The sequence below is a fragment of the Pseudomonas sp. FME51 genome (assembly GCF_014897305.1).
Map to the genome: position 1 here is coordinate 330,925 of NZ_JABUYN010000001.1, position 23,380 is coordinate 354,304.

Sequence of the window (23,380 nt, forward strand, 5' to 3'; positions counted from 1 at the left end):
GTTACCATCAATTCATTAGTGTCAGTCTGAGTGCTAAAGCAACTAATGTCACCGTCAGCACTGGAATGGTCATAATAATGCCCGTCTTGAAATAATATCCCCATGTAATTACCATGTTTTTTTGTGATAAAACATGTAACCACAACAACGTCGCTAAACTCCCTATCGGCGTAATTTTAGGGCCTAAATCTGCACCAATGACATTGGCATAAATCATGGCTTCTTTAATTAAACCGGTCGCATGACTACCTTCAATGGATAAGGCCCCAATAAGAACAGTAGGCATATTGTTCATAATTGATGATAGAAATGCGGTGATATATCCCGTTCCTAATGTTGCAATCCATACACCTTGACTTGATAGGAAATCGAGAATTTCTGACAGATATTGAGTCAAACCTGCATTACGCAAACCATAAACAACAAGGTACATACCAAGGGAAAAAATTACGATTTGCCAAGGTGCCCCTTTTAATACTTTTCGTGTATTGATTGCCTTCCCTTGCGCCGCAATGCACCATAAAATTACGGCGCCTACTGTCGCAATGGCACTAACTGGAATTCCCATGGGCTCCAGTATAAAAAAGCCAAGTAACAACATAAGTAATACCAACCAACCCGCTTTAAATGTTTTCATATCTTTAATAGCGGTCGCTGGTGTAGCTAATTTAGACATGTCATATTGCTGAGGAATATCTTTGCGAAAAAACCAATGCAACATAATTAAAGTTGTAGTAATCGCGGCAATATCAACTGGAACCATCACTAAGGCATATTCTGTAAACCCGATATTAAAGAAATCGGCAGAGACAATATTGACTAAATTTGAAACAATTAATGGCAAGCTTGCTGTATCAGCAATAAATCCTGCTGCCATAACAAAAGCCAATGTTGTCCCTTTGCTAAACCCAAGCGCTAACAACATTGCAATGACAATTGGAGTTAAAATAAGTGCAGCGCCATCATTGGCAAAGAGTGCAGCGACACAAGCCCCTAACAGAATAATATAACTAAACAAAAGGCGTCCCTTACCGCCTCCCCATTTTGCAACATGCAGCGCCGCCCATTCAAAAAAGCCACTCTCATCCAAAATTAAACTGATGATGATAACAGCAACAAAGGTGGCAGTTGCATTCCAAACAATACCCCAAACAACGGGAATATCCTGAACACTAATGACCCCGAATAGCAACGCAGCCACGGCGCCAACTGTTGCACTCCAGCCAATTCCCAGTCCTTTGGGTTGCCAAATAACAAAAGTAATAGTCAGAATAAATATCAATGCAGCAATAAACATAAAGACTCCAATCAGAAAGCTCGTATGAAGAACCTTCTGCTAGAAAATAAAAATTAGTCAGCTAATTTGCTTAATGCAGAAACACCTACAGGCTCTTGCTCTTGTAATGGAACAATTGCAACCCGTTTTGCCAAGGTGGTAGAGACTTTTTCAATCTGCGGTATCTCCTGTTCTGCTCTAGAACGCAGTAATGGAGACATTGTTTCGGTAACGGATAAACTGTTATTTATAACCCATGCCCACGGATCAATACCCGCTCGTGTCAGATCATTTTGTAAGTTTTCAGCTTCGAGAACGGGGGTTGTTTCAGCTAATGTAGTGATAATGACCTTTGTTCTTTCAGGATCTTGTAATTGCATCATTGGGGTAAGAAAATGCCCTTTTTCACCCATTTTTTTAGCAATTTCTTTGTGATAAGCCCCTGTTGCATCCAATAAAAGTAATGTGTGGCCTGTAGGCGCGGTGTCCATAATGACAAATCGTTTTCCTGCCTCGCGGATTATGCGAGAAAAAGCCTGAAATACAGCAATTTCCTCAGTACATGGAGAGCGTAGATCTTCCTCTAGTAGCGCTCGTCCTTCCGTATCAAGATTTTTACCTTTTGTTTCGAGCACATAATGACGATAACGCTCTGTTTCTGCGATCGGATCTATTCTGCTAACCTGTAAGTTCGGTAAACTCCCCTTTAATGTATTTTCGAGATGAGTAGCAGGATCTGAGGTCGTTAGATGAACATCTGCTCCCTGTTCTGCCAGTTTGACTGCTATTGAGGCCGCTATTGTGGTTTTGCCTACACCACCTTTGCCCATCAGCATAACCAAGCCATGCTTTTGTTCTGCAATTTCGCGAACTAATGATGATAATGTGGGCAATGTTAAATCACCCTTTAACTGTTCAGTTGTCGATAACACTTGCTCTTTATTAGATAAAAGCTGATTTAATGCTTCAATACCCACCATATTATGGACACGAAGCATAAGCATATCTGTCGGTAATGTACGAAGAACCTCAGGCATATCCTGTATGGCAGCTTGTTCTCTAAGATAAAGAGCCTTTGATAATTTATCATTAGCAGAGATGGCAGATTCAGGAAAAACACCATTAATGATTAATTGTTGATTTTTTATACCAAGATTGGAAAGTTCATTATAGGTACGAGCAACTTCGCGAAGTGCGGCAGACTGTGGTCGCGCAACAAGTATTAACCGAGTCTGCTGTTTGTTACTCAGTGCATCAACCGCCATACTGTATTGCTCACGTTGTTTTTCCAGCCCAGACATAGGGCCAAGGCAAGACGCACCATCAGGATTATGACTAATAAAATCACGCCAAGCTCCAGGCAATTGTAATAACCTAATTGTGTGCCCAGTTGGTGCGGTATCAAAAATAATATGATCAAATTCGCAGGTGATTTTTTTATTTGTTAACAATCCTGTAAATTCATCAAAAGCCGCAATTTCTGTAGTACAAGCCCCTGATAATTGTTCGGTAATACTTTGAATAACCGCTTCAGGCAAACTGTCTTTAATAGGCTCAATAATTTTTTTTCGATATTCTTCTGCTGCAGCTTGAGGGTCTATTTCTATTGCTGAAAGATTTGGAACAAGAGATATAGGTTTTATGCTATTACCAATCGTTTGAGAAAATACTTGCCCGACATTTGAAGCAGGATCGGTACTAACCAATAACACTTTTTTACCTTCCTCTGCGAGTTTAATGGCTGTCGCACAGGAAATAGATGTCTTACCTACACCGCCTTTTCCTGTAAAAAACAGATAGTTCGGTGTGTTTTCTAAAAATTTCATTTTATTTCTCCTTTAACAACACGTTTTATTGTTGTCACAGCAACTGATTTTTACATCAGATCTCTTTGTCTCCACCAAATGAATACCAAACCATCTTGCCAACTCATTACGCTTGGGATAGCGACCCGTTAAAACAACTTCGCCATTAAGTAGGACTAGAGGTAATGATTCAGCGCCTGCGGTTTCAAGAAAATTTTTTGCTTTTGCATTATTAACAAATTCTATAGGTTCTTGGCCTAAATTAAAGCGCTTAACATTAGCACCCTGTTTCTTTAACCAGCTTACATCCGTAGCAAAATCGACTAGTGCCTGATCAACATCGGTACCACAAACCCCTGTGCTACAACATAATGCGGGATCAAAGACTTCTAATAGCTTCATATCAATACCTCATATCTGTTTTTTCATATATGTTAAATTAAAAAAATTATTCAGAACAGCAGATAACCGTTTCTTTTTTTTCAATAGATTGAAGCAAACCTGCTATTTTATTTTTCTCTGTCTCATAGGTGACTTCAATAATATTTTTCACCCAAGGTAATAATGTCGGAGACAAACGATAATGAACCCATTTCCCATGTTTAGAATCAAGTAATAGCCCGCTTTCCCGCAACATGGCTAGGTGGCGAGACGTTTTTGGTTGGGATAAATTTAGGGCAGTATAGATGTCACAAACACACAACTCGCCAGATGCTTTTAGTAGCAACACAATATCTAGCCTTGTTTGATCACTTAATACCTTAAATAATTGCAACGGTTCCATATTTGCTCCTTTCTTTGATAAGCCCCAACGTACACCTGAAATTCACATCTGTCAAACCGCATATGTTTTAATCGTTGTTTTTACTTAACCTCCCCCCCTTAAAGGAGCACATCCTGTTGACTTATATCAAATGAACCAAAGTTAAACGAATCGATTCACCTTATTGATTAGTTACCTCCTTGACTTAATAACCAATGAGGTGAAAATGCACTAATACTTTAATTTATCTGAATAATAATCTGATATTGGAAGGTTTATCATGAGCTATCGTATGTTTGATTACTTGGTACCGAATGTTAACTTTTTTGGTCCAGGTGCTATCTCTGTTGTTGGCGAACGTTGTAAATTATTGGGTGGTAAAAAAGCCCTGCTGGTAACGGATAAAGGTCTACGAGCGATAAAAGATGGCGCCGTAGATAAAACTATTGGTTATCTAAAAGAAGCGGGTATTGATGTTGCCGTATTTGATGGCACTGAACCTAACCCAAAAGATACTAACGTGCTTGAAGGCCTTGCAATGTTCCGCAAAGAACAGTGTGATATGATCATTACAGTAGGTGGCGGTAGCCCACATGACTGCGGTAAAGGTATCGGTATTGCGGCAACACATGAAGGTGACCTTTATAATTATGCTGGAATTGAAACCTTAACAAACCCTCTGCCACCTATTATTGCCGTAAACACCACAGCGGGTACAGCCAGTGAAGTGACTCGCCATTGTGTTTTGACCAACACAAAAACCAAAGTCAAATTTGTTATCGTGAGCTGGCGTAACCTCCCTTCTGTTTCTATTAACGATCCATTGTTGATGATCGGAAAACCCGCGGGGCTAACTGCTGCAACCGGTATGGATGCATTAACTCACGCAGTAGAAGCTTATATTTCTAAAGATGCAAACCCTGTAACAGATGCTTCAGCGATCCAAGCAATCCGTTTAATTTCTCGTAACTTACGCCAAGCGGTTGCACTGGGTACAAATCTAAAAGCCCGTGAAAATATGGCTTATGCTTCACTTTTAGCCGGAATGGCATTTAATAACGCGAACCTGGGTTATGTTCATGCAATGGCTCACCAATTAGGGGGGTTATATGATATGCCTCATGGCGTGGCTAATGCCGTATTACTCCCACATGTATTGCGTTATAACTTGATTGCTAACCCAGAAAAATTTGCAGATATTGCTGAGTTTATGGGTGAAAATATCACCGGATTATCCGTGATGGATGCGGCGGAATGCGCTATTGCCGCTATCGCTCGTCTCTCTGCGGATATTGGTATTCCGCAACATTTAGGTGAATTGGGTGTAAAAGAATCTGATTTTCCTTATATGGCAGAAATGGCACTTAAAGACGGTAATGCATTCTCTAACCCACGCAAGGGTAATGAAAAAGAGATCATTGAAATTTTCCGTCAAGCTTTCTAATTTGGCTAAAAAACACCTATCAGTGTCATCCTTAATACTCTGCGGTTCCAAGTCTAGAACCGCAGTAATTAAAATCATTTCACGACTTTAAGACCAATAACACCGATGACGGTTAGTGAGATAAAAAACAGACGTTGCAGTGAAAATGGCTCTTTAAACCAGAATACACCCGTAATACACAAACCAATTGCACCGATAGCGACCCAGAGAATATAGGTCGTGCCAAGTGGCAACGTTTTCAAAGCCTGAGCCAGTAGAAAAATACTGATAAGCGCTGAGATAATAGCTAATATACTGGCAGTGAGCTTTGTCCAACCCTCATTTAACTTTAGTGAAATACCCATTACAATTTCAAACAATGATGCTGTAAATAAGTAAACCCAAGCCATTATGTATTCCCTCTTGGCGCAACAAGCGTAACACTATCGCGTATTGTATTAACATGAATGGCTTCCTTTACCGCTGGGCGAGCGGATAAAACAGTCAACCATTTCATTACCGCGGGGAAAGCTGATATATCCAAATCTAACTCATGCCAAGTCCGTAACCATGAAAATACAGCTATATCCGCGATGGTATATGTATCCCCTGTCAAATAAGGCGAATTTTGTAACTGCTTTTCTACCACACCGATCAGACGAAGAGACTCTTTTTGGTAGCGCATCAAAGCCTCTTCATTATGATTTTTTGTTCCATGTAGAAACCACCACAACTGCCCCATCATTGGCCCAACACCACCAATCTGGAAATGTAACCACTGCTGAATTTGCCATCTCTCTTTTAAAGCGTTTGATTGTAACAGTGGGTACTTTTCAGAAAGATACGTCAAAATCGCACCGGATTCGAATAATGTAATTCCTGTTGTGTGATCAACAATAGCAGGAATTTTACCATTGGGATTGATCGCTAAAAATGAAGGTTGATGCTGTTCGTCAGCAGAAAGATCAACAAAACGCCGCTCAAAAGGAATGCCGACTTCATGTAGAAATAATGCGACTTTCAATCCATTAGGGGTATCTGCTGTGTAAAATGTGATATCAGGTTTTTTTGATACAGTCATTGTCGCTCCAACTTAGAATAAATTAAGATTGCATTTACAATCGTTGCATATGCAATAATACCCCTAATTATCTAATGACACAAGTAGCTACGTAATATGACCCATTCATCAAATCAGACTTTAAATTATGCCTTTTAAAAAAAGCAACCCACATTAACGTGGGTTGCTTTTTTATTTAGTCAGTTTGTTAATAATGGTTAATTAAATCGTGGTAGGATCCATTTTTTCCACATTAACACCATATAATTGTATTGCCCGAGTGACTTCCTCTCTTGAAATTACACCATCATCTGCTAGTAATTTTAATGCTGCTATAACAATAAAGTGGCGATCGACCTCGAAAAACTCTCGCAATGCTTCTCGAGTATCTGAGCGCCCAAATCCATCCGTTCCCAGCGAAATAAACTTACGCTCAGGTAAATAGGGTCTGATCTGGTCACCTATAATTTTCATATAATCTGTAGCAACAACAATTGGCCCTTGATGTGAACTCAGTAAATTTTCTATATACGATTTTTTAGGTGTTGCATCGGGATGTAACATATTCCAACGCTCTATTGCCATACCATCACGTCGTAGTTCCGTTAAACTTGTGGCACTCCAAACATGACTACTAACAGCAAAATCATCCTTCAACAATTGTGCAGCAGCTAGCGTTTCACGCATTATCGAACCACTCGACATTAATTGAACATGTCGATCTGCTTGTTGAATATCCCCTTTTTTTAGCAGATAAGCGCCGCGTAAAATACCTTCTTCGACACCTTCAGGCATTTCAGGTTGAGGATAGTTTTCATTTAATAAAGTGATGTAGTAGTAAATATCTTCCATGTTTTCATACATGCGATACATACCATTGCGAATAATAACTGCAAGTTCATAAGAGTATGATGGATCATAAGAAACACAACTTGGGATAACCGAAGAAAGCACATGGCTGTGTCCGTCATCATGTTGTAACCCTTCCCCCATTAGTGTGGTTCTTCCCGATGTTGCGCCTAATAAAAAACCTTTAGTGCGCGCATCCGCGGCAGCCCATGCTAAATCGCCAACACGTTGTAATCCAAACATTGAATAGAAAATATAAAATGGAATCGTTGTAACGTCATGATTACTATACGACGTTCCGGCTGCAATCCATGTTGACATGGCGCCAGATTCGTTGATACCTTCTTGAAGTATCTGTCCGTCTTTGGCTTCTTTATAGTAACTCAATTGTCCAGCATCTTGAGGTGTATAAAGTTGACCAAGCCAAGAATGGATCCCAATTTGGCGAAACAATCCTTCCATACCGAAGGTTCTTGATTCATCCGGCACTATCGGAATAACAAGTTTACCCATGTTTTTATCTTTCAATAATACATTGAGAATATTAACAAATGCGGTCGTTGTGGATTGTGTTCGCTCTCCACTTCCTTTTAATACCGAAGCAAATTGTGATAATGGCGGAATAGCCAGTGGTACAGTTTGAGGGAATCGGGCTGGTATATGACCACCTAGCTTCGCGCGTGTGCTTTTAATGTATTGTTCTTCAGCACTGCCAAGTTCAGGTTTGATATAAGGAATATCAAGAAGCTGATCGTCTGGTACTGGCAAATTAAAGCGATCACGGAACGCTCTCACTGCATCATTACTCATTTTTTTAAGCTGGTGGTTGATGTTTTGTCCTTCCCCCGCTTCACCCATTCCAAAACCTTTGACTGTTTTGGCTAAAATAACGGTTGGTTTACCTTTGGTATTTACGGCTTGATGATAAGCAGAATAAACTTTTTCAGGATCATGCCCACCTCGATGAAGCGCCCAAATTTCGTCATCGCTCATATCTGCAACTAATTCTAATAATTCTGGATACTTACCAAAGAAATGTTCACGAACATAAGCACCACTTTGTGATTTAAATGTTTGATAATCTCCATCAACACATTCCATCATGCGTACTTCTAATAATCCTGAAGTGTCTTTTTCTAGTAATTTATCCCAATTACTTCCCCAGATAACTTTAATTACATGCCAACCTGCGGCTCTAAAATTACCTTCAAGTTCTTGAATAACTTTACTATTACCACGAACAGGACCGTCAAGTCGTTGTAAATTACAGTTAACCACAAAAATAAGATTATCAAGCTTTTCACGCCCCCCTAATGAAATTGCTGCCAATGACTCAGGTTGATCCATTTCACCATCACCTAAAAATGCCCATACTTTGCGATCTTGGTGAGGTTTTAAATTACGATATTCTAAATATCGCATGTAGCGGGCTTGATAAGCGGCCGTTAATGGCCCAAGTCCCATCGAAACGGTTGGGTATTGCCAAAAATCAGGCATTAAGCGTGGATGCGGATAAGATGAAATGCCTCGGCGAGTCGATTCACGGCGAAAATTATCGAGTTGCTCTTCATCAATGCGTCCTTCAAGATAAGCACGCCCATAAATTCCAGGTGCAGAGTGTCCTTGTATATAGACCATATCACCTGCAAAAGTATCAGTACGACCGCGGAAAAAATGGGTAAAACCAACATCATAAAGCACAGCAGCGGATTGGTAGGTTGCGATATGGCCTCCAACCCCTGAATGTTTACCTGCACGTAATACCATTGCCATTGCATTCCAACGAATAAAGGCATTTATACGTTCTTCTATATGTTGATTGCCTGGATATTCGCACTGTTGCGAAGTGGATATGCTATTGATATAAGGTGTGGTGACAGTACTAAAGTAATCACCGTATTTTTGTTGATCGATTTGCGCCATTTTATTGAGTAAAAAATGGGCACGTTCTCGTCCATCAATACGGGTGACACCATGAAATGCATCAAGCCATTCTGTGGTTTCCTGGGGATCTAGGTCAGTTTTTTTCGCAGGTTGATTCATAAGTTCTCCAAATATACACGACCCTTTTGAGGGCTTACTATAGGTACTAATTGACCATTCACACACAATTGCAATTACTAACATTGCAATTACTATAATTGCAATTGCAATCATGGAAAAAATGACTCTATCCTTTTATAATTGCAATTGCAAATAATTCCCATAATTGGAAAAACTCTAAGATGAACAACAAACAACCTGATCTCTGGTTTTCTTTTGTTAAAGCTCATAAGCTTATAATTAAAAAAATTGAAGCTGAATTGGCTGAGGCTAAACTCCCCATCTATGCGTGGTATGACATTCTTTGGGGTTTAGAAAGTGGTGTGGATGGAACTCGACGTATGCATGAGCTTGCTGATGTCGTGGTGATTGAGCGCTATAATTTAACGCGAATGATTGATAGGCTTGAGAAAGAAGAACTTGTTATACGCACTCGTTCTGATGATGATCGCCGTGCTGCATTTGCAACCATCACAGAAAAAGGCAAAGCATTAAGAAAAGAGATGTGGGTCATCTATCAAGGTGTCATCAAAGACTATTTTATTAGCCAATTTAGTGAGGATGAAATCGCACGTTTCGCGCAAGCCCTTAATGCAGCCTCAGATAAAGTTAGAGAATAAAAATTACTTATCCTTATCCAAATTAAAAATATTTAATGCATCTTCAAGAACAACGGTAGGAAGTTTTTGATCATCGACCAATAACTTCAATGCACATAAAGCAATCCATTCTGCTTGTGGATAGTGAATTTTTCCTTTAATTTGTGAATCGTTGCCAATTGCAGCAAATGGGCTAGAAATAAAAGGTTTTATCTGGCTCGCAATCAAATGTGTATAATCTGTAATAGCAACCACGGGCCAACTTTCACTCCCAATACATTGTTCTAAATGTGATTTAACAAGTTTTGAGTGCTGACTTGCTTGTTGATAGTTGAGTTGTTCTGCATCAAAGGCCAATTTTGTATAGCTTGGACAACTCCACACTTCACTGTCTATTTTCCAATGTTTTTTCAGTAAATACGCAGCTTCAAGCGTACGTGACAGTGCTTTTCCTGCACCACATAATCTTACGATTAATCCATCGTTTTTAATCGGAAGTTTTGCCACGCAATGCATTCCAAGATAGGCATTTTCAGCCTCTCGCTGATCCAAGACTCCGTTTGATATGCAAGGAGCTTCATGGGTTGCGATATAAACCATCTGCTTTTTTCCCTCAACATAAAGGGTTTGAATGGCGTGCTCAATAATCGCGCCCGCTTCTTGGATATTCGCAGGATCGTAAGGAAGCCAGCTATCCATTCCCGTTAATGCTAAGGGAAACCAAGCTTGCACACCTTTAGGTAAGGGAGCGCCTTGTACATCTGCGCGGTTAATAAAAATTCCCTTACGATTAGTTTCTGTTTGTAGCGCCCCCAACATAGCAACTGACGGATCACTGAAAAAATAAAATAATGGTTTTTCATATTCATTATTATTAAGAAACCAAATTGGCCACGCAGTTGGTGATTGCTTTTGAGTTGATAAAACTTCTCTCGATAATCCCTCTTGATTGAGCTTATGACTCAATTTTTCTATCCAATGATAAATAAGCAAAGGGTCTGACACACTGTTTTGTATCATCGATTGAATATGGGGCACACAGGTCAGTGCAGCTTGGCTTGTTTTTTCAGACGTGGCAGGCATTTTAAAATATTGAACAGACATTCGTGCTCCTTGAACAACGTGTAAAAGCGATTTCGCAACCTTATTGTTGCATGTGCAATTATTGTAATTACAATAAAATGGAGCGTCAAATGGAAATAGTAAGTAAAGCAAATCATTAGAAATATCCGTTAGATATCACAACACTAACACATTGAAATAAATGATTTGTTTTAGATAAAACAGATGATATGAGGTAAGCAATAAAAAAAGAAAAGAAATACTACAGATATTTTCAGTTTTTAGTTTTCAGTTTTCAGGGATATATTTTCCAATCTAAGGAACAAAAACCTTCGACAAAATCGAGTAATTCTAAAATAGTGTCTTCATCTTCGATGGCTTGTAATTGATTTAAACAATCTCGCATTACATCTTGAGTCATTCCATTGTATTTATAGGATAAAAGTAACTCCCTTAATACCAATAAATCTCGATTTAAAGCAATACCCTTTTGTATGTCATCAACGAGAGCTTGCTGTTGCTGGTGGCATTGCTGTTTTATTTTATCCATATTTAACCTAAACCTACCTTTTCACCCTTTTCTTTTCTAAGCCATTAATAGTTTGTAATAAATTAGCTTTATTCTGACTTTAGCTGGCTTTATAGATTTCAAGATGCTTTCCATTGATCTTGGTATTCTGATGGCACTAATTCTTTGTTAAAAACTCGCTCGTGATAAATAACGCGCCCATCAAGTCTCTGCTGAGGCACCATTACAACACCGGTATCAAAAATGGCGTGACTCCAATCTTCTTTGATTAAGCCTCGTCGCCATAAGCGGTAATATCGATTTGCTTGTGACTCTAATTCATTCTCTTTTAAAATAACTGATAGTGGTGCAAGCAGTTGTTGTGAAAGGTGATATTTTTTCATCAACCAGCGTTTATTTCTTTTAATTAACTTTCTTTTCATCGTTATTAGCTCTATATCCCTTTATACTATTCTTATCTTAAAAAGAGGCCTGAAAATTTTGTTTAAGCTCCCTTTTTTCTATGTTTATTAAAGTGCTTTAGATGGACAACATAACTGTTTTAGTCCTCTAAAAAACCATAATAATGAATGCCAAATCAGCAGCAAGATAATAAAATTAGCAAAGATAAATAGTGCGGTTGAGAGTAACTGCATAAAATGACTATTAGATGCCATACTCATATTTAATGAGGCTTTTGCCAACGCAGAAACACCGAAAGAGAAACTCCAGAAAGGTAATGAGAATGGCTGTTTAACAAACCAAGGGATTAATCTTACCATAAATAGAAGTTGTAAAAGACCATAGCCTAATAACATTTTAGCGAAGAAATCGATGTGATTATCATTAATAGCCAAATAAGCGCTACAAGCAACTAAAGCGGGCGCTAATTGAATACCAAATGAAAGACGTGATTTTTCATCCATTAATCCGTCACTGCGTATCCTTTTTAAAATAGCGGGTTCTAAACTTAACCAAGAAAACACACCGGCACCAAAAAATAAAATGCCCAAGTCATTAAAACCAAACGCACCACATGCCATAGCGCAAATAAAATTATTCGCGACTGTTGGTAAATACAATACAGGTGTGGTCGCCATTTTAGGGTATTCCCCCTTCCATTGAGCACCAATCAACCAACTTGAATAGCCCAATTGAGCAACTGCGCCGAGGCTAAACAGGATAAGTGAGAACAACGGCAAGTAAGGACTCAATCCTATAGAAACCAAGACCGTTGTTGCGGGAAACAAACTGGTAAATCCGCTAGCAACCGGATGTTTTATTTCATCAAGAACAAGTTGGCGGTGAAGGAGATATTTCGCCAGTAAGAATAATGTGAGTGTTAACCAAACTAAACACCCTACACTAATAAAAATTTCACCAATATAAGCTGGGTAACCGTGTTCTTTTGTAGCATAACGCCATGCCATCCCCGTACCAATCATCCCTAATACGACACCAAAATAGCCGGATGCAAATTGTGAAGAGAGTATCTTTAATTTATTTATCAATATCATACTGTTATTTTCACTCATATAAATGACGTAGTTCAGTGGTGCTTTAGACTATCGAATCAAATAATAATACAGATAATAAAATTTATTTTGATAAAACGCATTTAAAATATATGTTATGGATTATGACGCACTTTAAGAGTTTTCACCCTCTTATTCCCGAATATTCTGATGCTTGTATAAATACGATAACGATATCTTTATATTGTCCTTTATTTTGGAGTTTATAAAAATGAATATCACGTTAAAAAAGATTGGAACACTGTGCGTTGCTTCTGTTCTGCTTTTTTCTCTTGCCGGTTGTTCTAATATGTCAAAACGCGACCGTAATACAGCTATTGGTGCCGGTGCAGGCGCCGTTGGTGGCGCTATTTTAACTGATGGTAGCGCATTGGGCACTATTGGTGGTGGTGTTTTAGGTGGTGTTATCGGTCATCAAGTCGGTAAAAAATAACTATTTTGTCTTATTGTACTAGACTGAGTTATATTTTATTGACTCAGTCTAGTAACACATCTCATTAAGATATTCTGTATTTAATTGGGTATGACATGAATAAATCGTTTCTCTCTCAATTAAAAGAAGCTGTTGTCGTTTTATATCAGTCATGTAGCGATTTGATTCATATCGTAGTGGCCCTTATTTTGTGTTACTTCTGTTTTCTTTTATCACCCACATTGGTGATTGCCGTAATTGGCAGTATCATTATTATTATCATCCTGTTTTTACTTAGTTTATTTGTTTTGCCGTGATGCAAAACATAATCTTTGTCTCCCTTATTTTTAATAAAAAAATCGACTAAATAATCACGGCTTGTTCTGTCAGTTAAAAACAAAAATACAGGTTACTATTAAAGATAAAAATATTTCACATCATAAAAGAACCTTGTTTTTAGGCTGATTTTTCACAAACCTGATTTTTAAACTTGACTCTTTTTGGTGATAGTCTTTTACTTCAATGATTATAACTATCGAGGGTAATTAAATGATTATTTTTATCACGGGTGCTTCTGCGGGTTTTGGTGAGGCTATCGCTCGTCATTTTATCAGCCATGGACACAAAGTAATTGGTACCGCTCGTCGTTTGGATAAACTCAATAACTTGCATAAAGAGTTAGGTGAACAATTTTATCCATTACAGTTAGATGTCACGGATAAAAAAGCCGTCAGCGAAATTTATGATCAATTACCTGAAAAATGGCGCACCATAGATGTATTAGTGAATAATGCTGGATTAGCATTAGGCTTAAATACCGCAGATAAAGCCAACCTTGATGACTGGGATACGATGATCGAGACAAACAATAAAGGTCTTGTTCATGTTACCCGCGCTATACTCCCTCTTATGGTAGAAAGAAATAAAGGCCATATTATTAACATTAGCTCAACTGCTGCATCTTGGCCTTATATGGGAGGTAACGTTTATGGCGCGACTAAAGCCTTTGTTAAGCAATTTAGTTTAGGATTACGCGCTGATCTTCAAGGTAAAAAAGTTCGCGTGACGGATATTGAACCGGGTCTTGTTGGTGGCACTGAATTTTCACTTGTTCGATTTAAAGGTGACAGTGGAAAAGTTGAACAGACCTATGCAAATGCCAACGCATTAACCCCTTAGAAATGATGCCTGTCAGCCAATCATTTGCGGGCCTTAGTGTTCATCGCCAAAACTAAACGCACTGAAAACTCATTTTTTATTAAGGCATCAGTTATAATTATTAAGATATAATAGTCATTGACAGTAATAGCGACATAATTTTAGAGGATTGCAACCATGATCAATTCACTCACTAAGAAGCAAACGGTAAGAACGCTATTGTTCTCCTTATTTCTTGGTTTATCCGTGTCTTCTTTTTCTTCTATTGCCACCTCAACTAATGTAACCATTAATGGTAATGGCTATGACAATGTCTTAGATAAAGAGCAAGCTCGACAAATGAAAGAAGACTGGGACCAAAAACGAGAACTTCGTACCCAAGTCAATCAACGAGAAAAAATTGAATTTAATAAAGTAGATAAAGCCATTGATGAGCGAGATGCTTGTCTGAAAAGTGCAAATGTCTATGCTTATTGGGAGTCTGAAACACGTCGTTGTTTAGACAGTAATACTGGACGCCCTGTTAATCCGTAAGAAAATCGTGTAAAACAGTGATGTTTTACAAAGTAAAACAAGGAGAGAATGATATGAAAAAATACGTATTTGCAGTAATGGCAACCCTCGTTGCATTTGCACCTTTAGCGGCAAATGCAGGTTGTGATGAAGTTGTTGAATCTATTCAACAAAAAATCGTCAATAATGGTGTACCCGCAGCTAACTTTACGTTAATTGTCGTTGAAAACGACCAAGTTGCACAAACAGAAGGTAAAGTGGTAGGCACATGCGAAAATGACAGTAAGAAAATTATCTATACTCGTCATTAATTTATTATTGATAAAAATATGTCATTAAAAAAGGGCGCATCAATTTGCGCCCTTTTTCTATTTTACCTGACTTTTATCTGTTCTATTTTATCTTTTTTCACTTGAATATTAGAGACTATTTTCATCTTTATTTTGATTTAAGGCCAAATTAGAAAAAACAAAAATACCCAATGAATTTACTCATCAGGCATTTAAAGTAACAAGTTTGGCACCGTTTAAAAACAAGTGACTCAATCCACTTCGTTACTTATTTATATTCTCTCTTAAGCAGGTACGGCGATTTCCAACTGACTTAAATCAAGGTAACAAGAGAGATCACGTTCTTCAGGACGCAATAAATACGGGATTTCACCAATCAGCGGCGCAGGAATATGCTGAGACAGCCTTTCCACAATTTTCGCATAATAAGGTAATCCTGGATTTATTCTGTTAGCAACCCAACCCGCTAATTTCAAACCATCGTTGAGAATAGATTGTGCTGTTAATATTGAGTGATTGACACAGCCTGGTTGAATACCAACAACCAATATCACTGGAATTTGTTCTTTCACCACCCAATCAGAATAAAAGGTATTGTCATCAAGTAGATAACGCCAACCGCCATTACCTTCAATAACAACACACTCTGCTTTTTTACTTAAATTGTTGAGTTCATTTGAAATTTTATTAAAATCAATTTCATTCTCACTGACATAACAATTATCAAGCAAAATAGGATTAATTTCGTCGTAGCGAACTTCAACTGGCGATGAGCTATGAATAATCTGTGCATCCCGATTACGTTCACCATCAGCTGTTTCATGTAATTCTGTTGCAATAGGCTTATAACCCACTGCCGTTGACCCGCCACGATTTAATGACTGAAGAAGTGCTCGGGTTACAACAGTTTTACCCACGTTGGTATCTGTCCCCGTAACAAAAAAGCGTGTTAACATATAATTTACTTCCGTTATGACAGATAAATCAGGTTCATAAAAAATGACAGAGATTAGAGTTTAGGGTAACACCGTTTCTGGTGGTTTGAGGTAGCTCAATTTTTTAGTTAATTGGTCGAAAATAGAGAATTCGTTAATGATCAATTGATGTATTTACGCTTGCAAAACACTTTTGTTACGTTTTATTGTGCTTAATTTAGCCTTGCATCAACTCAATTAACAAAGAGCCGTTGTACAAAGCCTCTTTAACTAGCGATGCCGCAGGCAATGTTCCTTTATTTCTTAACTCTGTTTCTTCAATAATCAACGATTGTGCATAACGTGGCATGACATGATTTTGAACGTGCTTCAAGATCAAAGGGAAAAAAATTGACTTAGCTCGACAAAGTGGCGAACCAATAAGTATTTTTTGTGGGTTAAAAATATTAATCATCACAGCAAGAATAAAACCTAATCGCTGTGCAACTAAATTGACAATTTCAAACGCCTGCTTATCACCGACTAATATTGCATCACACAGCGTTTCAATAGTAATGGGATATTTGTTTAGCAACGAGATTGGGTTTTCTTGTGCTAATAATTGTGCTTTTTTAATTAATTGAGGAATAGCAATTTCCGTTTCTAAACACCCTTTCGCGCCGCAATAACAAGCATTCTCAGAATCGATAACTTTAGTATGCCCAATTTCAACCGCGCTGTGGCTATGGGAATGCAATGTTCTCCCGTTAGTTATTACGCCAGCACCAACAATATCATCGATAACAATTTGTAAAATATCTGAACTGTTTTTTGCTGCGCCATATAAAGATTCTGCCATTGTCCATGCAGTTACACTGTGTTGCAAAAAAACAGCAACACCTGTTTTTTCATGGATTTTATCAGCAAGGGGAATGTCTTTAATCTCATAATAAGGTGAGCTATGAATAACACCAATAATGGGATCAACAATCGCATTCATAGTAATACTGATTGCGGTTAATCTTTCAACATGAGATTGATAACGCTCGAAGAATTTATCGATAGCAAGTAAAAAGTGATTAAGAAAATCATCACTGTATTCTTTAGGGAAATCGAACGTATCTTCAGTAACCAGCTTGCTATCTAATTCTCTTAAACTAAAAAGCAAGCTACCTTTATTGACGCGGATACAGAGAAATTGCCAGCCTTGGCTTTCTAATTTTAATCCGACCGCAGGTCTGCCACGAAATCCCACATCGGGGAACTCTGTTTCATGAATAAGGTGCGCTTCAACTAATTCTCGGGTGATCTTAGTAATACTTGCTGGCGCAAGCTCTGCCTTTTTTGACAGTGAAATACGAGAAATGGGACCATGTTCATCAATCAAGCGAAAGACTGTGCCAAGATTAAATTGTTTTACGTGATCGATGTGGCTAGGTTGGTTCCCCATTGAATGCATCCTTAATTAAGGAGCCATAATTAATTCGAGGCTCCAAATAATTCATTACCGATTATGTCGTCAATTTGTGATAATTGTACAATACTTACATAAAAAGCGTGATCAAAAACACAGATAAATCAAGATTTTTGGTGATCTAAGATATTTTTTAATAGTAATTGCGTTAATCTATTTGCAGCCGCAGGTATCGTGCGCTTTTTATGAGAGACTAACCAAACTTCAGAAAAAGCCTGTGAATTAGCAAAGTGTAAATAATGTACTCCATCCACTTTCATGCGGGTAAAAGATTTTGTCACAATTGAAATACCCAATCCGGCAGCAACTAATCCTAAAATTGTCATTGCTTCGCCCGCCTCTTGCGCAATAGTCGGCGTAATGCCAGATAAACTCAGTAATTGAATTATTTCATCATAAAGTGCCGTACCGACATCTCTTTCAAAAAAAACAAAGGGGTATTGTCCAATATCTTGAATATTGACACCCGTTTCTTTGTAAGCAAGTAAAGGATGCCCTTCATAAACCGCTAAGATAAAAGGCTCACGAAACAAGAGCTGGTGGTGCAAATTTTCGGGTAGCGTCGTGTTTCGCATGATCCCCAGATCAATACGTCCTGTCAGTAACGGCGATATCTGTTGTTTTGTATTCATTTGATGCATATGAATACCCACTTCAGGATAGTTCTCCCTAAACTGTCGCAAACTCAAAGTGACTAAATGCATAAAAGGTGTTGTTGAGGTAAAACCAATTGAAATTTCACCTAATTCACCTTTTTCCATTCTAGCGGCGCGTGTTGCAGCTGCGTTGACTTGCGCCATTATTTGATAAGACTCTTTTAAAAACATTTGCCCCGTGGGTGTTAATGAGACTGAGCGGTTAGTGCGTTCTAAGAGCTTAGCCCCAATTTCATTTTCAAGCGCTTGTATTTGTTGGCTTAAAGGCGGCTGAGAAATATTCAATCTTTCTGCGGCTTTACCAAAATGAAGTTCTTCTGCTACGGCAATAAAGTAACGTAAATGCCTCAGTTCAATATTCATATTTCTCTCATATCGTCATTGATACTTTAAACGTCTTATTTCTAATGATTAATATATTAGACAAAAAAATCAAATATTTCTAACATTGACATAAATCAAATTTAAGTAATGGAAGTTTAATCAATATGGATACTCACGAAATAGACAGTAAAAGTATGAGCTTAGGCACTGATATTTCAGACAATACATCAAGTATAGAAAAGCCTGCTCATCGCCAATCTAACCCTAAGCACTATATTCAGCGTGATGATGCACTGTATATAAAAGTGACAGTGTCATTTTTTATGGTCGGATTAGCCACTTTTGCCTTACTCTATTTTGTGCAACCCATATTGCCGGTGTTATCTAATGAATTTTCAGTAAGCCCTGCAACCAGTAGCCTAGCGCTCTCGCTTTCAACAGCATTAATGGCATGTGGATTACTTATCACCGGCCCTCTTTCAGACGCTTTTGGTCGTAAAAATGTGATGGTTATTGCGCTATTTTGTGCGGCTTTTTTTACATTATTAAGTGCTGCTATGAATAGCTGGACGGGTATTTTAATAACTCGCGCCTTAGTTGGGCTTTCATTAAGTGGTGTTGCTGCAGTGGCAATGACCTATTTAAGTGAAGAAATTCATCCTGCTTATCTCGCATTATCAATGGGGTTATATATTAGCGGAAACTCTATTGGTGGTATGAGTGGTCGTGTCATTACAGGTGTATTAAGTGATTATTACTCTTGGCGTTTATCTGTCGTTATTCTTGGTGTTTTTGCCCTTTTTGCCGCGGTGACTTTTTGGAAAATATTACCTGCCTCCCAGCATTTTAGACCAACCGCATTAAAACCGCGTAACCTGCTTATTACAACAAAATTGCATTTTAGAGATAAAGGACTGCCCCTATTATTTATCGAAGGGGGTTTATTAATGGGCGGATTTGTCACTTTATTTAACTATATTGGCTATCGTTTATTAGATGCACCCTATTCATTAAGTCAGACTACAGTGGGCTTAATTTCTATCGTGTATTTAAGTGGCACTTATAGCGCCTCGAAAGCCGGATTATTAACGACAAAATATGGATTAGGCAACGTATTTATTGCGGGTATTTCAATGATGTTAATCGGAATATTGATCACCTTAATTGAATCGTTACCTGTTATCTTTATCGGGATGCTTATCTTAACAACGGGATTTTTCGCAGCTCATGCTGTTGCAAGTAGCTGGGTTGGTCGTCGAGCTAAACGAGGCCGAGCTCAAGCCTCTTCACTTTATCTTTTTACTTACTATGCGGGTTCAAGTCTTGCTGGTACGGTCGGTGGCCTGTTTTGGATAAGTTTTGGTTGGCTGGGTGTTGGATTATTTATTGCCATTTTAATGTTAGCAGCTTTGTTGATCGCATTACATTTAAATAGAGTTGCCCAATAACCATGTAAATCATAATGATAACAAAGTACGAAAGCAGGCTAATACCATTTAATATTGTCGATTTCGTACTCTTTTCATAAGGTATAGGCCTATACTTTTGAGAAGGATTAGCACCATGTTTAAAATTAAACTGCCTATCGCTCTGCTCTTTGTTCTTTTTACATCGATTGCCAGTGCGTCTACAAAAAGTTGTCCGCCAACAAAACCAGACTGCAATACAATTCAAGACTCAATACATTTTGTGAATGAAAAATAAGCCAAAATGGTGTGTAAAATCATCGCAAATCTTCTTTTTAAGAAAAATAGTATTAAAATATGCCCTTTTCACGGTGTACTGTGTTTATATACAGTATACCGTATTTTTGGCATTTCCCCCTGCTAAGCGATGTACTTTCCACTGAAGCTAATGTATTGTTTTAAACAAAGGCTAATTGTATGTTGTAACTAAATAAGGATATTAAAATGAGTAAATATGATTTAATCGAACAATTCAATCTCTGCTTTAAACAGTTAGAAACAGAGATTAACTCTCTGACAAAAAAGCTAAAAAATTTAACATTATTATCTTCGGCTGTCTTTGAATTACCCGATGTCACTAAAGAAGAAGAGCATGATGAAGTTGTTCATGTGACGGTGTCGCCTAGCTATGATGAAGAAGCTCGTGACCTTACATTAAAGCTTATCGCAAATTTGTTTATTTATGATAATGCCCCACATATCAGTAGTAAACGTGCTATTCGTTTACCTGGTGTACTTTGTTTTAGTACTAATAACATTGAGTTTAAGGCTGTAAAAAAAGAGGTTGAGCAAATTAATGCATTAAAAAAACAGCTTTCTGATATCGTGACTAAAGAGTCAGGAATTTCTAAGGAGGAACGTTTTGATTTTGTTCATAATCAGCTAAAAGGGTTGATTACACTCAATGCTTATCGCACCCTCACCCTACTGTCTGATCCTGATACTGTTCGTTTTGGTTGGGCGAATAAAAATATTATTAAGAATTTAACGCGTAATGATGTGTTGGCCCAGTTAGAAAAAAGTCGTGAGGCTAATCGCGCCGTTCCACCTTATACGAGTGAACAATGGGCTGAGCGTATTGATAAAGAAATTATCACCCTTTCACAACTCCCTGAAAATGCGAAATTAAAAATAAAACGCCCAGTAAAAGTGCAGCCTATTGCCCGCGTTTGGTATTCAGAAATTCAAAAACAGGTACAATATGCCTGCCCTTTGCCATTATTGGCTTTTTATATTGATAAAGAGAGCGATTTTAAACCGATTATTGGCGAACTTCCTGATTATGATGCCGATAATATTCAAATTCGCCATCGCCCTAAAGCAAAAAACTTGCAATTAATTATTCCAAGAATGCATTTATATCTTGAAAAGTAATCAATTAATAAACTGATTAATAACCTATTTTTCAATAAGTTGAATCGAACTTCCTTGAATAATTTGCAGAAGGTAATCATAAAGTTGAGTAAAATAATCAGCTTCAATATTCAAATCAATCGTTATTTCTATCTTATCTTTCAATAAGAAAATAATTTTTTCTCGGCTTATCGTAATTTTTTCAAGCGTATTAATCGCTTCAATATCAGATAGATGTGTCATTAAACCAATGGAATTATCAATCTCTTCATCTTCTTCATCAAATCGTGAAAGAATGATGAAGTGATCAGGAGAAACAGCATCATCTCCTATTCCAATAATGGTGACATCATCTTCAACATAGCAATTCACTTCTGTTGCGGTAAAACGAATTTCTTCATTCATATCAATTTTCCTAATACGATCTAAAAATCCCGCCATTATAGCGGGATTTAATATCAGCATTAAATAAGCGCTAAATAGGCTTATTTCTTCATACTACCAACCATCTCTTCTGGACGAACCCAACTATCGAATTCTTCAGAGGTGAGGTAGTTCAGTTTCAATGCTGACTCTTTCAGTGTTAAGCCTTTTTTATGCGCATTTTTAGCGATTTCAGCCGCTTTATCATACCCAATATGCGTATTTAATGCTGTAACCAACATTAATGATTCGTGAAGTAGTTTATTGATACGTTCACGATTTGGCTCAATACCAATTGCACAGTGTTCATTGAAACTACGCATACCATCAGCCAGTAAACGGACTGATTGCAAGAAGTTATCAATAATCATTGGGCGATAGACGTTCAGTTCAAAGTTACCTGATGCACCACCAATATTAATAGCCACATCATTACCCATCACTTGAGCACATAACATTGTTAATGCTTCACATTGTGTTGGGTTAACTTTACCTGGCATGATTGAGCTACCAGGTTCGTTTTCAGGAATAGCAATTTCACCAATACCACAACGAGGGCCAGACGCTAACCAACGCACGTCGTTAGCAATCTTCATTAATGATGATGCTAAGCCTTTTAATGCACCATGCGAATGAACTAGTGCATCACATGTTGCTAATGCTTCAAACTTATTAGGTGCAGTCACAAATGGCTGACCTGATAATTCAGCAATACGTTTCGCGACACGTACAGCATATTCTGGGTGCGTATTTAATCCAGTACCGACAGCAGTACCACCCAATGCCAATTCACAAACATGAGGAATAGAATCATCGATATGTTTGATACTGTGCTCAAGCATCGCCGCCCAACCAGAAATTTCTTGGCCTAACGTCAGTGGTGTCGCATCTTGCAGGTGAGTACGACCAATTTTAACGATGTCATGGAAAGCTTCTGCTTTCTCTTTGAATACTTTCAGCAGTGCTTTTAATTCCGGCAGTAAATCCTGACGTAATGCAATAACAGCAGCGACATGCATGGCAGTTGGGAACACATCATTTGAACTTTGACTTTTGTTAACATCATCATTCGGATGGATTTTGCGCTCCATGCCACGGATACCACCAAGGATCTCACTACCACGGTTAGCTAACACTTCATTCATATTCATGTTTGATTGAGTGCCAGAACCCGTCTGCCAGATTGCTAATGGGAATTCAGTGGGGTGTTTCCCTGCAAGCACTTCATCTGCTGCCGCAATAATTGCATCAGCACGCTCTTTAGGTAATAGACCTAAATCCATGTTAACACCTGCGGCTGCTTTTTTAGTTATCGCAAGCGCATGGATAAGTGCAACAGGCATTTTTTCAACTGAAATACGGAAGTGTTCAAGAGAACGCTGCGTTTGAGCTCCCCATAACTGGTCAGCAGGTACTTCGATTTGTCCCATTGAGTCTTTTTCAATGCGAGTGGCTGCCATTTCAATCTCCTTAA

At 38.2% G+C, this 23,380-nt stretch carries 24 protein-coding genes; 8 read left to right on the forward strand and 16 right to left on the reverse strand.

The window, feature by feature from the left end:
• Nucleotides 1–7: 7 nt before the first annotated feature.
• Genes INT39_RS01470 through INT39_RS01485 form a run of 4 tightly spaced genes read right to left on the reverse strand, consistent with a single transcriptional unit; the run spans nt 8 to nt 3,865 of the window.
• Entirely contained in the window at nt 8–1,297 is a 1,290-nt protein-coding gene (locus tag INT39_RS01470; RefSeq protein ID WP_193015430.1) for an arsenic transporter, read from the reverse strand.
• A gap of 53 nt (nt 1,298–1,350) precedes the next feature.
• Nucleotides 1,351–3,102, reverse strand: a complete 1,752-nt coding sequence (gene arsA, locus INT39_RS01475) for an arsenical pump-driving ATPase (protein WP_193015431.1) — start codon at nt 3,100–3,102, stop codon at nt 1,351–1,353.
• Between the two features lie 12 nt (nt 3,103–3,114).
• A complete protein-coding gene (gene arsD / locus INT39_RS01480; RefSeq protein ID WP_193015432.1) occupies nt 3,115–3,483 on the reverse strand; it encodes an arsenite efflux transporter metallochaperone ArsD in 369 nt (122 codons plus the stop codon).
• A gap of 46 nt (nt 3,484–3,529) precedes the next feature.
• A complete protein-coding gene (locus tag INT39_RS01485; RefSeq protein ID WP_109402925.1) occupies nt 3,530–3,865 on the reverse strand; it encodes a metalloregulator ArsR/SmtB family transcription factor in 336 nt (111 codons plus the stop codon).
• Between the two features lie 259 nt (nt 3,866–4,124).
• Between INT39_RS01485 and dhaT the strand changes: the two genes are divergently transcribed.
• Nucleotides 4,125–5,288 carry a 1,3-propanediol dehydrogenase gene (gene dhaT / locus INT39_RS01490; protein ID WP_193015433.1) on the forward strand — a complete coding sequence of 388 codons (1,164 nt, stop codon included), beginning with the start codon at nt 4,125–4,127 and terminating at the stop codon, nt 5,286–5,288.
• Between the two features lie 74 nt (nt 5,289–5,362).
• On the opposite strand, the gene INT39_RS01495 is transcribed toward dhaT, so the two are convergent.
• From INT39_RS01495 to aceE, 3 genes are all read right to left on the reverse strand, one after another.
• Nucleotides 5,363–5,677, reverse strand: a complete 315-nt coding sequence (locus tag INT39_RS01495) for a DMT family transporter (protein WP_193015434.1) — start codon at nt 5,675–5,677, stop codon at nt 5,363–5,365.
• Complete coding sequence (locus INT39_RS01500; RefSeq protein WP_193015435.1) at nt 5,677–6,348, reverse strand: glutathione S-transferase family protein; 672 nt, start codon at nt 6,346–6,348, stop codon at nt 5,677–5,679. The genes INT39_RS01495 and INT39_RS01500 overlap by 1 nt, the downstream gene beginning before the upstream one ends.
• 201 nt (nt 6,349–6,549) lie before the next feature.
• The gene (aceE, locus tag INT39_RS01505; RefSeq protein WP_193015436.1) at nt 6,550–9,219 is read right to left on the reverse strand and encodes a pyruvate dehydrogenase (acetyl-transferring), homodimeric type; all 2,670 of its coding nucleotides are present in this window, start codon (nt 9,217–9,219) and stop codon (nt 6,550–6,552) included.
• Nucleotides 9,220–9,401: 182 nt separating this feature from the next.
• Between aceE and INT39_RS01510 the strand changes: the two genes are divergently transcribed.
• Complete coding sequence (locus tag INT39_RS01510; RefSeq protein ID WP_193015437.1) at nt 9,402–9,839, forward strand: MarR family winged helix-turn-helix transcriptional regulator; 438 nt, start codon at nt 9,402–9,404, stop codon at nt 9,837–9,839.
• A gap of 3 nt (nt 9,840–9,842) precedes the next feature.
• On the opposite strand, the gene INT39_RS01515 is transcribed toward INT39_RS01510, so the two are convergent.
• The 4 genes from INT39_RS01515 to tehA all read right to left on the reverse strand — a co-directional run bounded on the left by INT39_RS01515 (nt 9,843) and on the right by tehA (nt 12,923).
• The gene (locus INT39_RS01515; protein ID WP_193015438.1) at nt 9,843–10,922 is read right to left on the reverse strand and encodes a transketolase-like TK C-terminal-containing protein; all 1,080 of its coding nucleotides are present in this window, start codon (nt 10,920–10,922) and stop codon (nt 9,843–9,845) included.
• A gap of 253 nt (nt 10,923–11,175) precedes the next feature.
• Complete coding sequence (locus INT39_RS01520) at nt 11,176–11,430, reverse strand: hypothetical protein (RefSeq protein ID WP_193015471.1); 255 nt, start codon at nt 11,428–11,430, stop codon at nt 11,176–11,178.
• A 98-nt stretch (nt 11,431–11,528) separates the two neighbouring features.
• Nucleotides 11,529–11,831: a hypothetical protein gene (locus INT39_RS01525; protein ID WP_193015439.1), complete on the reverse strand. Its 303-nt coding sequence runs from the start codon at nt 11,829–11,831 to the stop codon at nt 11,529–11,531.
• Nucleotides 11,832–11,918: 87 nt separating this feature from the next.
• On the reverse strand, nt 11,919–12,923 hold the full coding sequence (tehA, locus tag INT39_RS01530; protein ID WP_193015440.1) for a dicarboxylate transporter/tellurite-resistance protein TehA: 1,005 nt from the start codon (nt 12,921–12,923) through the stop codon (nt 11,919–11,921).
• Between the two features lie 211 nt (nt 12,924–13,134).
• Between tehA and osmB the strand changes: the two genes are divergently transcribed.
• From osmB to INT39_RS01550, 4 genes are all read left to right on the forward strand, one after another.
• Nucleotides 13,135–13,356, forward strand: a complete 222-nt coding sequence (gene osmB, locus INT39_RS01535) for an osmotically-inducible lipoprotein OsmB (RefSeq protein WP_193015441.1) — start codon at nt 13,135–13,137, stop codon at nt 13,354–13,356.
• A gap of 528 nt (nt 13,357–13,884) precedes the next feature.
• Nucleotides 13,885–14,514 (forward strand): SDR family NAD(P)-dependent oxidoreductase, encoded by a 630-nt coding sequence (locus tag INT39_RS01540; protein WP_319021306.1) that lies wholly within the window; start codon nt 13,885–13,887, stop codon nt 14,512–14,514.
• Nucleotides 14,515–14,670: 156 nt separating this feature from the next.
• On the forward strand, nt 14,671–15,027 hold the full coding sequence (locus INT39_RS01545; protein WP_193015442.1) for a DUF1283 family protein: 357 nt from the start codon (nt 14,671–14,673) through the stop codon (nt 15,025–15,027).
• Nucleotides 15,028–15,080: 53 nt separating this feature from the next.
• On the forward strand, nt 15,081–15,317 hold the full coding sequence (locus INT39_RS01550; RefSeq protein ID WP_193015443.1) for a DUF1161 domain-containing protein: 237 nt from the start codon (nt 15,081–15,083) through the stop codon (nt 15,315–15,317).
• Between the two features lie 263 nt (nt 15,318–15,580).
• Here INT39_RS01550 and bioD read toward each other — a convergent pair whose 3' ends face one another.
• The 3 genes from bioD to INT39_RS01565 all read right to left on the reverse strand — a co-directional run bounded on the left by bioD (nt 15,581) and on the right by INT39_RS01565 (nt 18,697).
• Entirely contained in the window at nt 15,581–16,252 is a 672-nt protein-coding gene (bioD, locus tag INT39_RS01555) for a dethiobiotin synthase (protein WP_193015444.1), read from the reverse strand.
• A 196-nt stretch (nt 16,253–16,448) separates the two neighbouring features.
• The gene (locus INT39_RS01560) at nt 16,449–17,660 is read right to left on the reverse strand and encodes an ROK family transcriptional regulator (RefSeq protein WP_226944461.1); all 1,212 of its coding nucleotides are present in this window, start codon (nt 17,658–17,660) and stop codon (nt 16,449–16,451) included.
• A gap of 128 nt (nt 17,661–17,788) precedes the next feature.
• Nucleotides 17,789–18,697, reverse strand: a complete 909-nt coding sequence (locus INT39_RS01565; protein ID WP_413468897.1) for a LysR family transcriptional regulator — start codon at nt 18,695–18,697, stop codon at nt 17,789–17,791.
• A 131-nt stretch (nt 18,698–18,828) separates the two neighbouring features.
• Here INT39_RS01565 and INT39_RS01570 point away from each other — a divergent pair, with 131 nt between their 5' ends.
• Both INT39_RS01570 and tus read left to right on the forward strand, forming a co-directional pair.
• Nucleotides 18,829–20,112: an MFS transporter gene (locus tag INT39_RS01570; RefSeq protein ID WP_193015447.1), complete on the forward strand. Its 1,284-nt coding sequence runs from the start codon at nt 18,829–18,831 to the stop codon at nt 20,110–20,112.
• Nucleotides 20,113–20,574: 462 nt separating this feature from the next.
• Nucleotides 20,575–21,504: a DNA replication terminus site-binding protein gene (gene tus, locus INT39_RS01575; RefSeq protein ID WP_193015448.1), complete on the forward strand. Its 930-nt coding sequence runs from the start codon at nt 20,575–20,577 to the stop codon at nt 21,502–21,504.
• 24 nt (nt 21,505–21,528) lie between these two features.
• Here the strand turns inward: tus and INT39_RS01580 are convergent, their stop codons facing one another.
• A complete protein-coding gene (locus tag INT39_RS01580; protein WP_193015449.1) occupies nt 21,529–21,888 on the reverse strand; it encodes a hypothetical protein in 360 nt (119 codons plus the stop codon).
• 80 nt (nt 21,889–21,968) lie between these two features.
• A complete protein-coding gene (fumC, locus tag INT39_RS01585; RefSeq protein ID WP_193015450.1) occupies nt 21,969–23,366 on the reverse strand; it encodes a class II fumarate hydratase in 1,398 nt (465 codons plus the stop codon).
• Between the last annotated feature and the right edge of the window lie 14 nt (nt 23,367–23,380).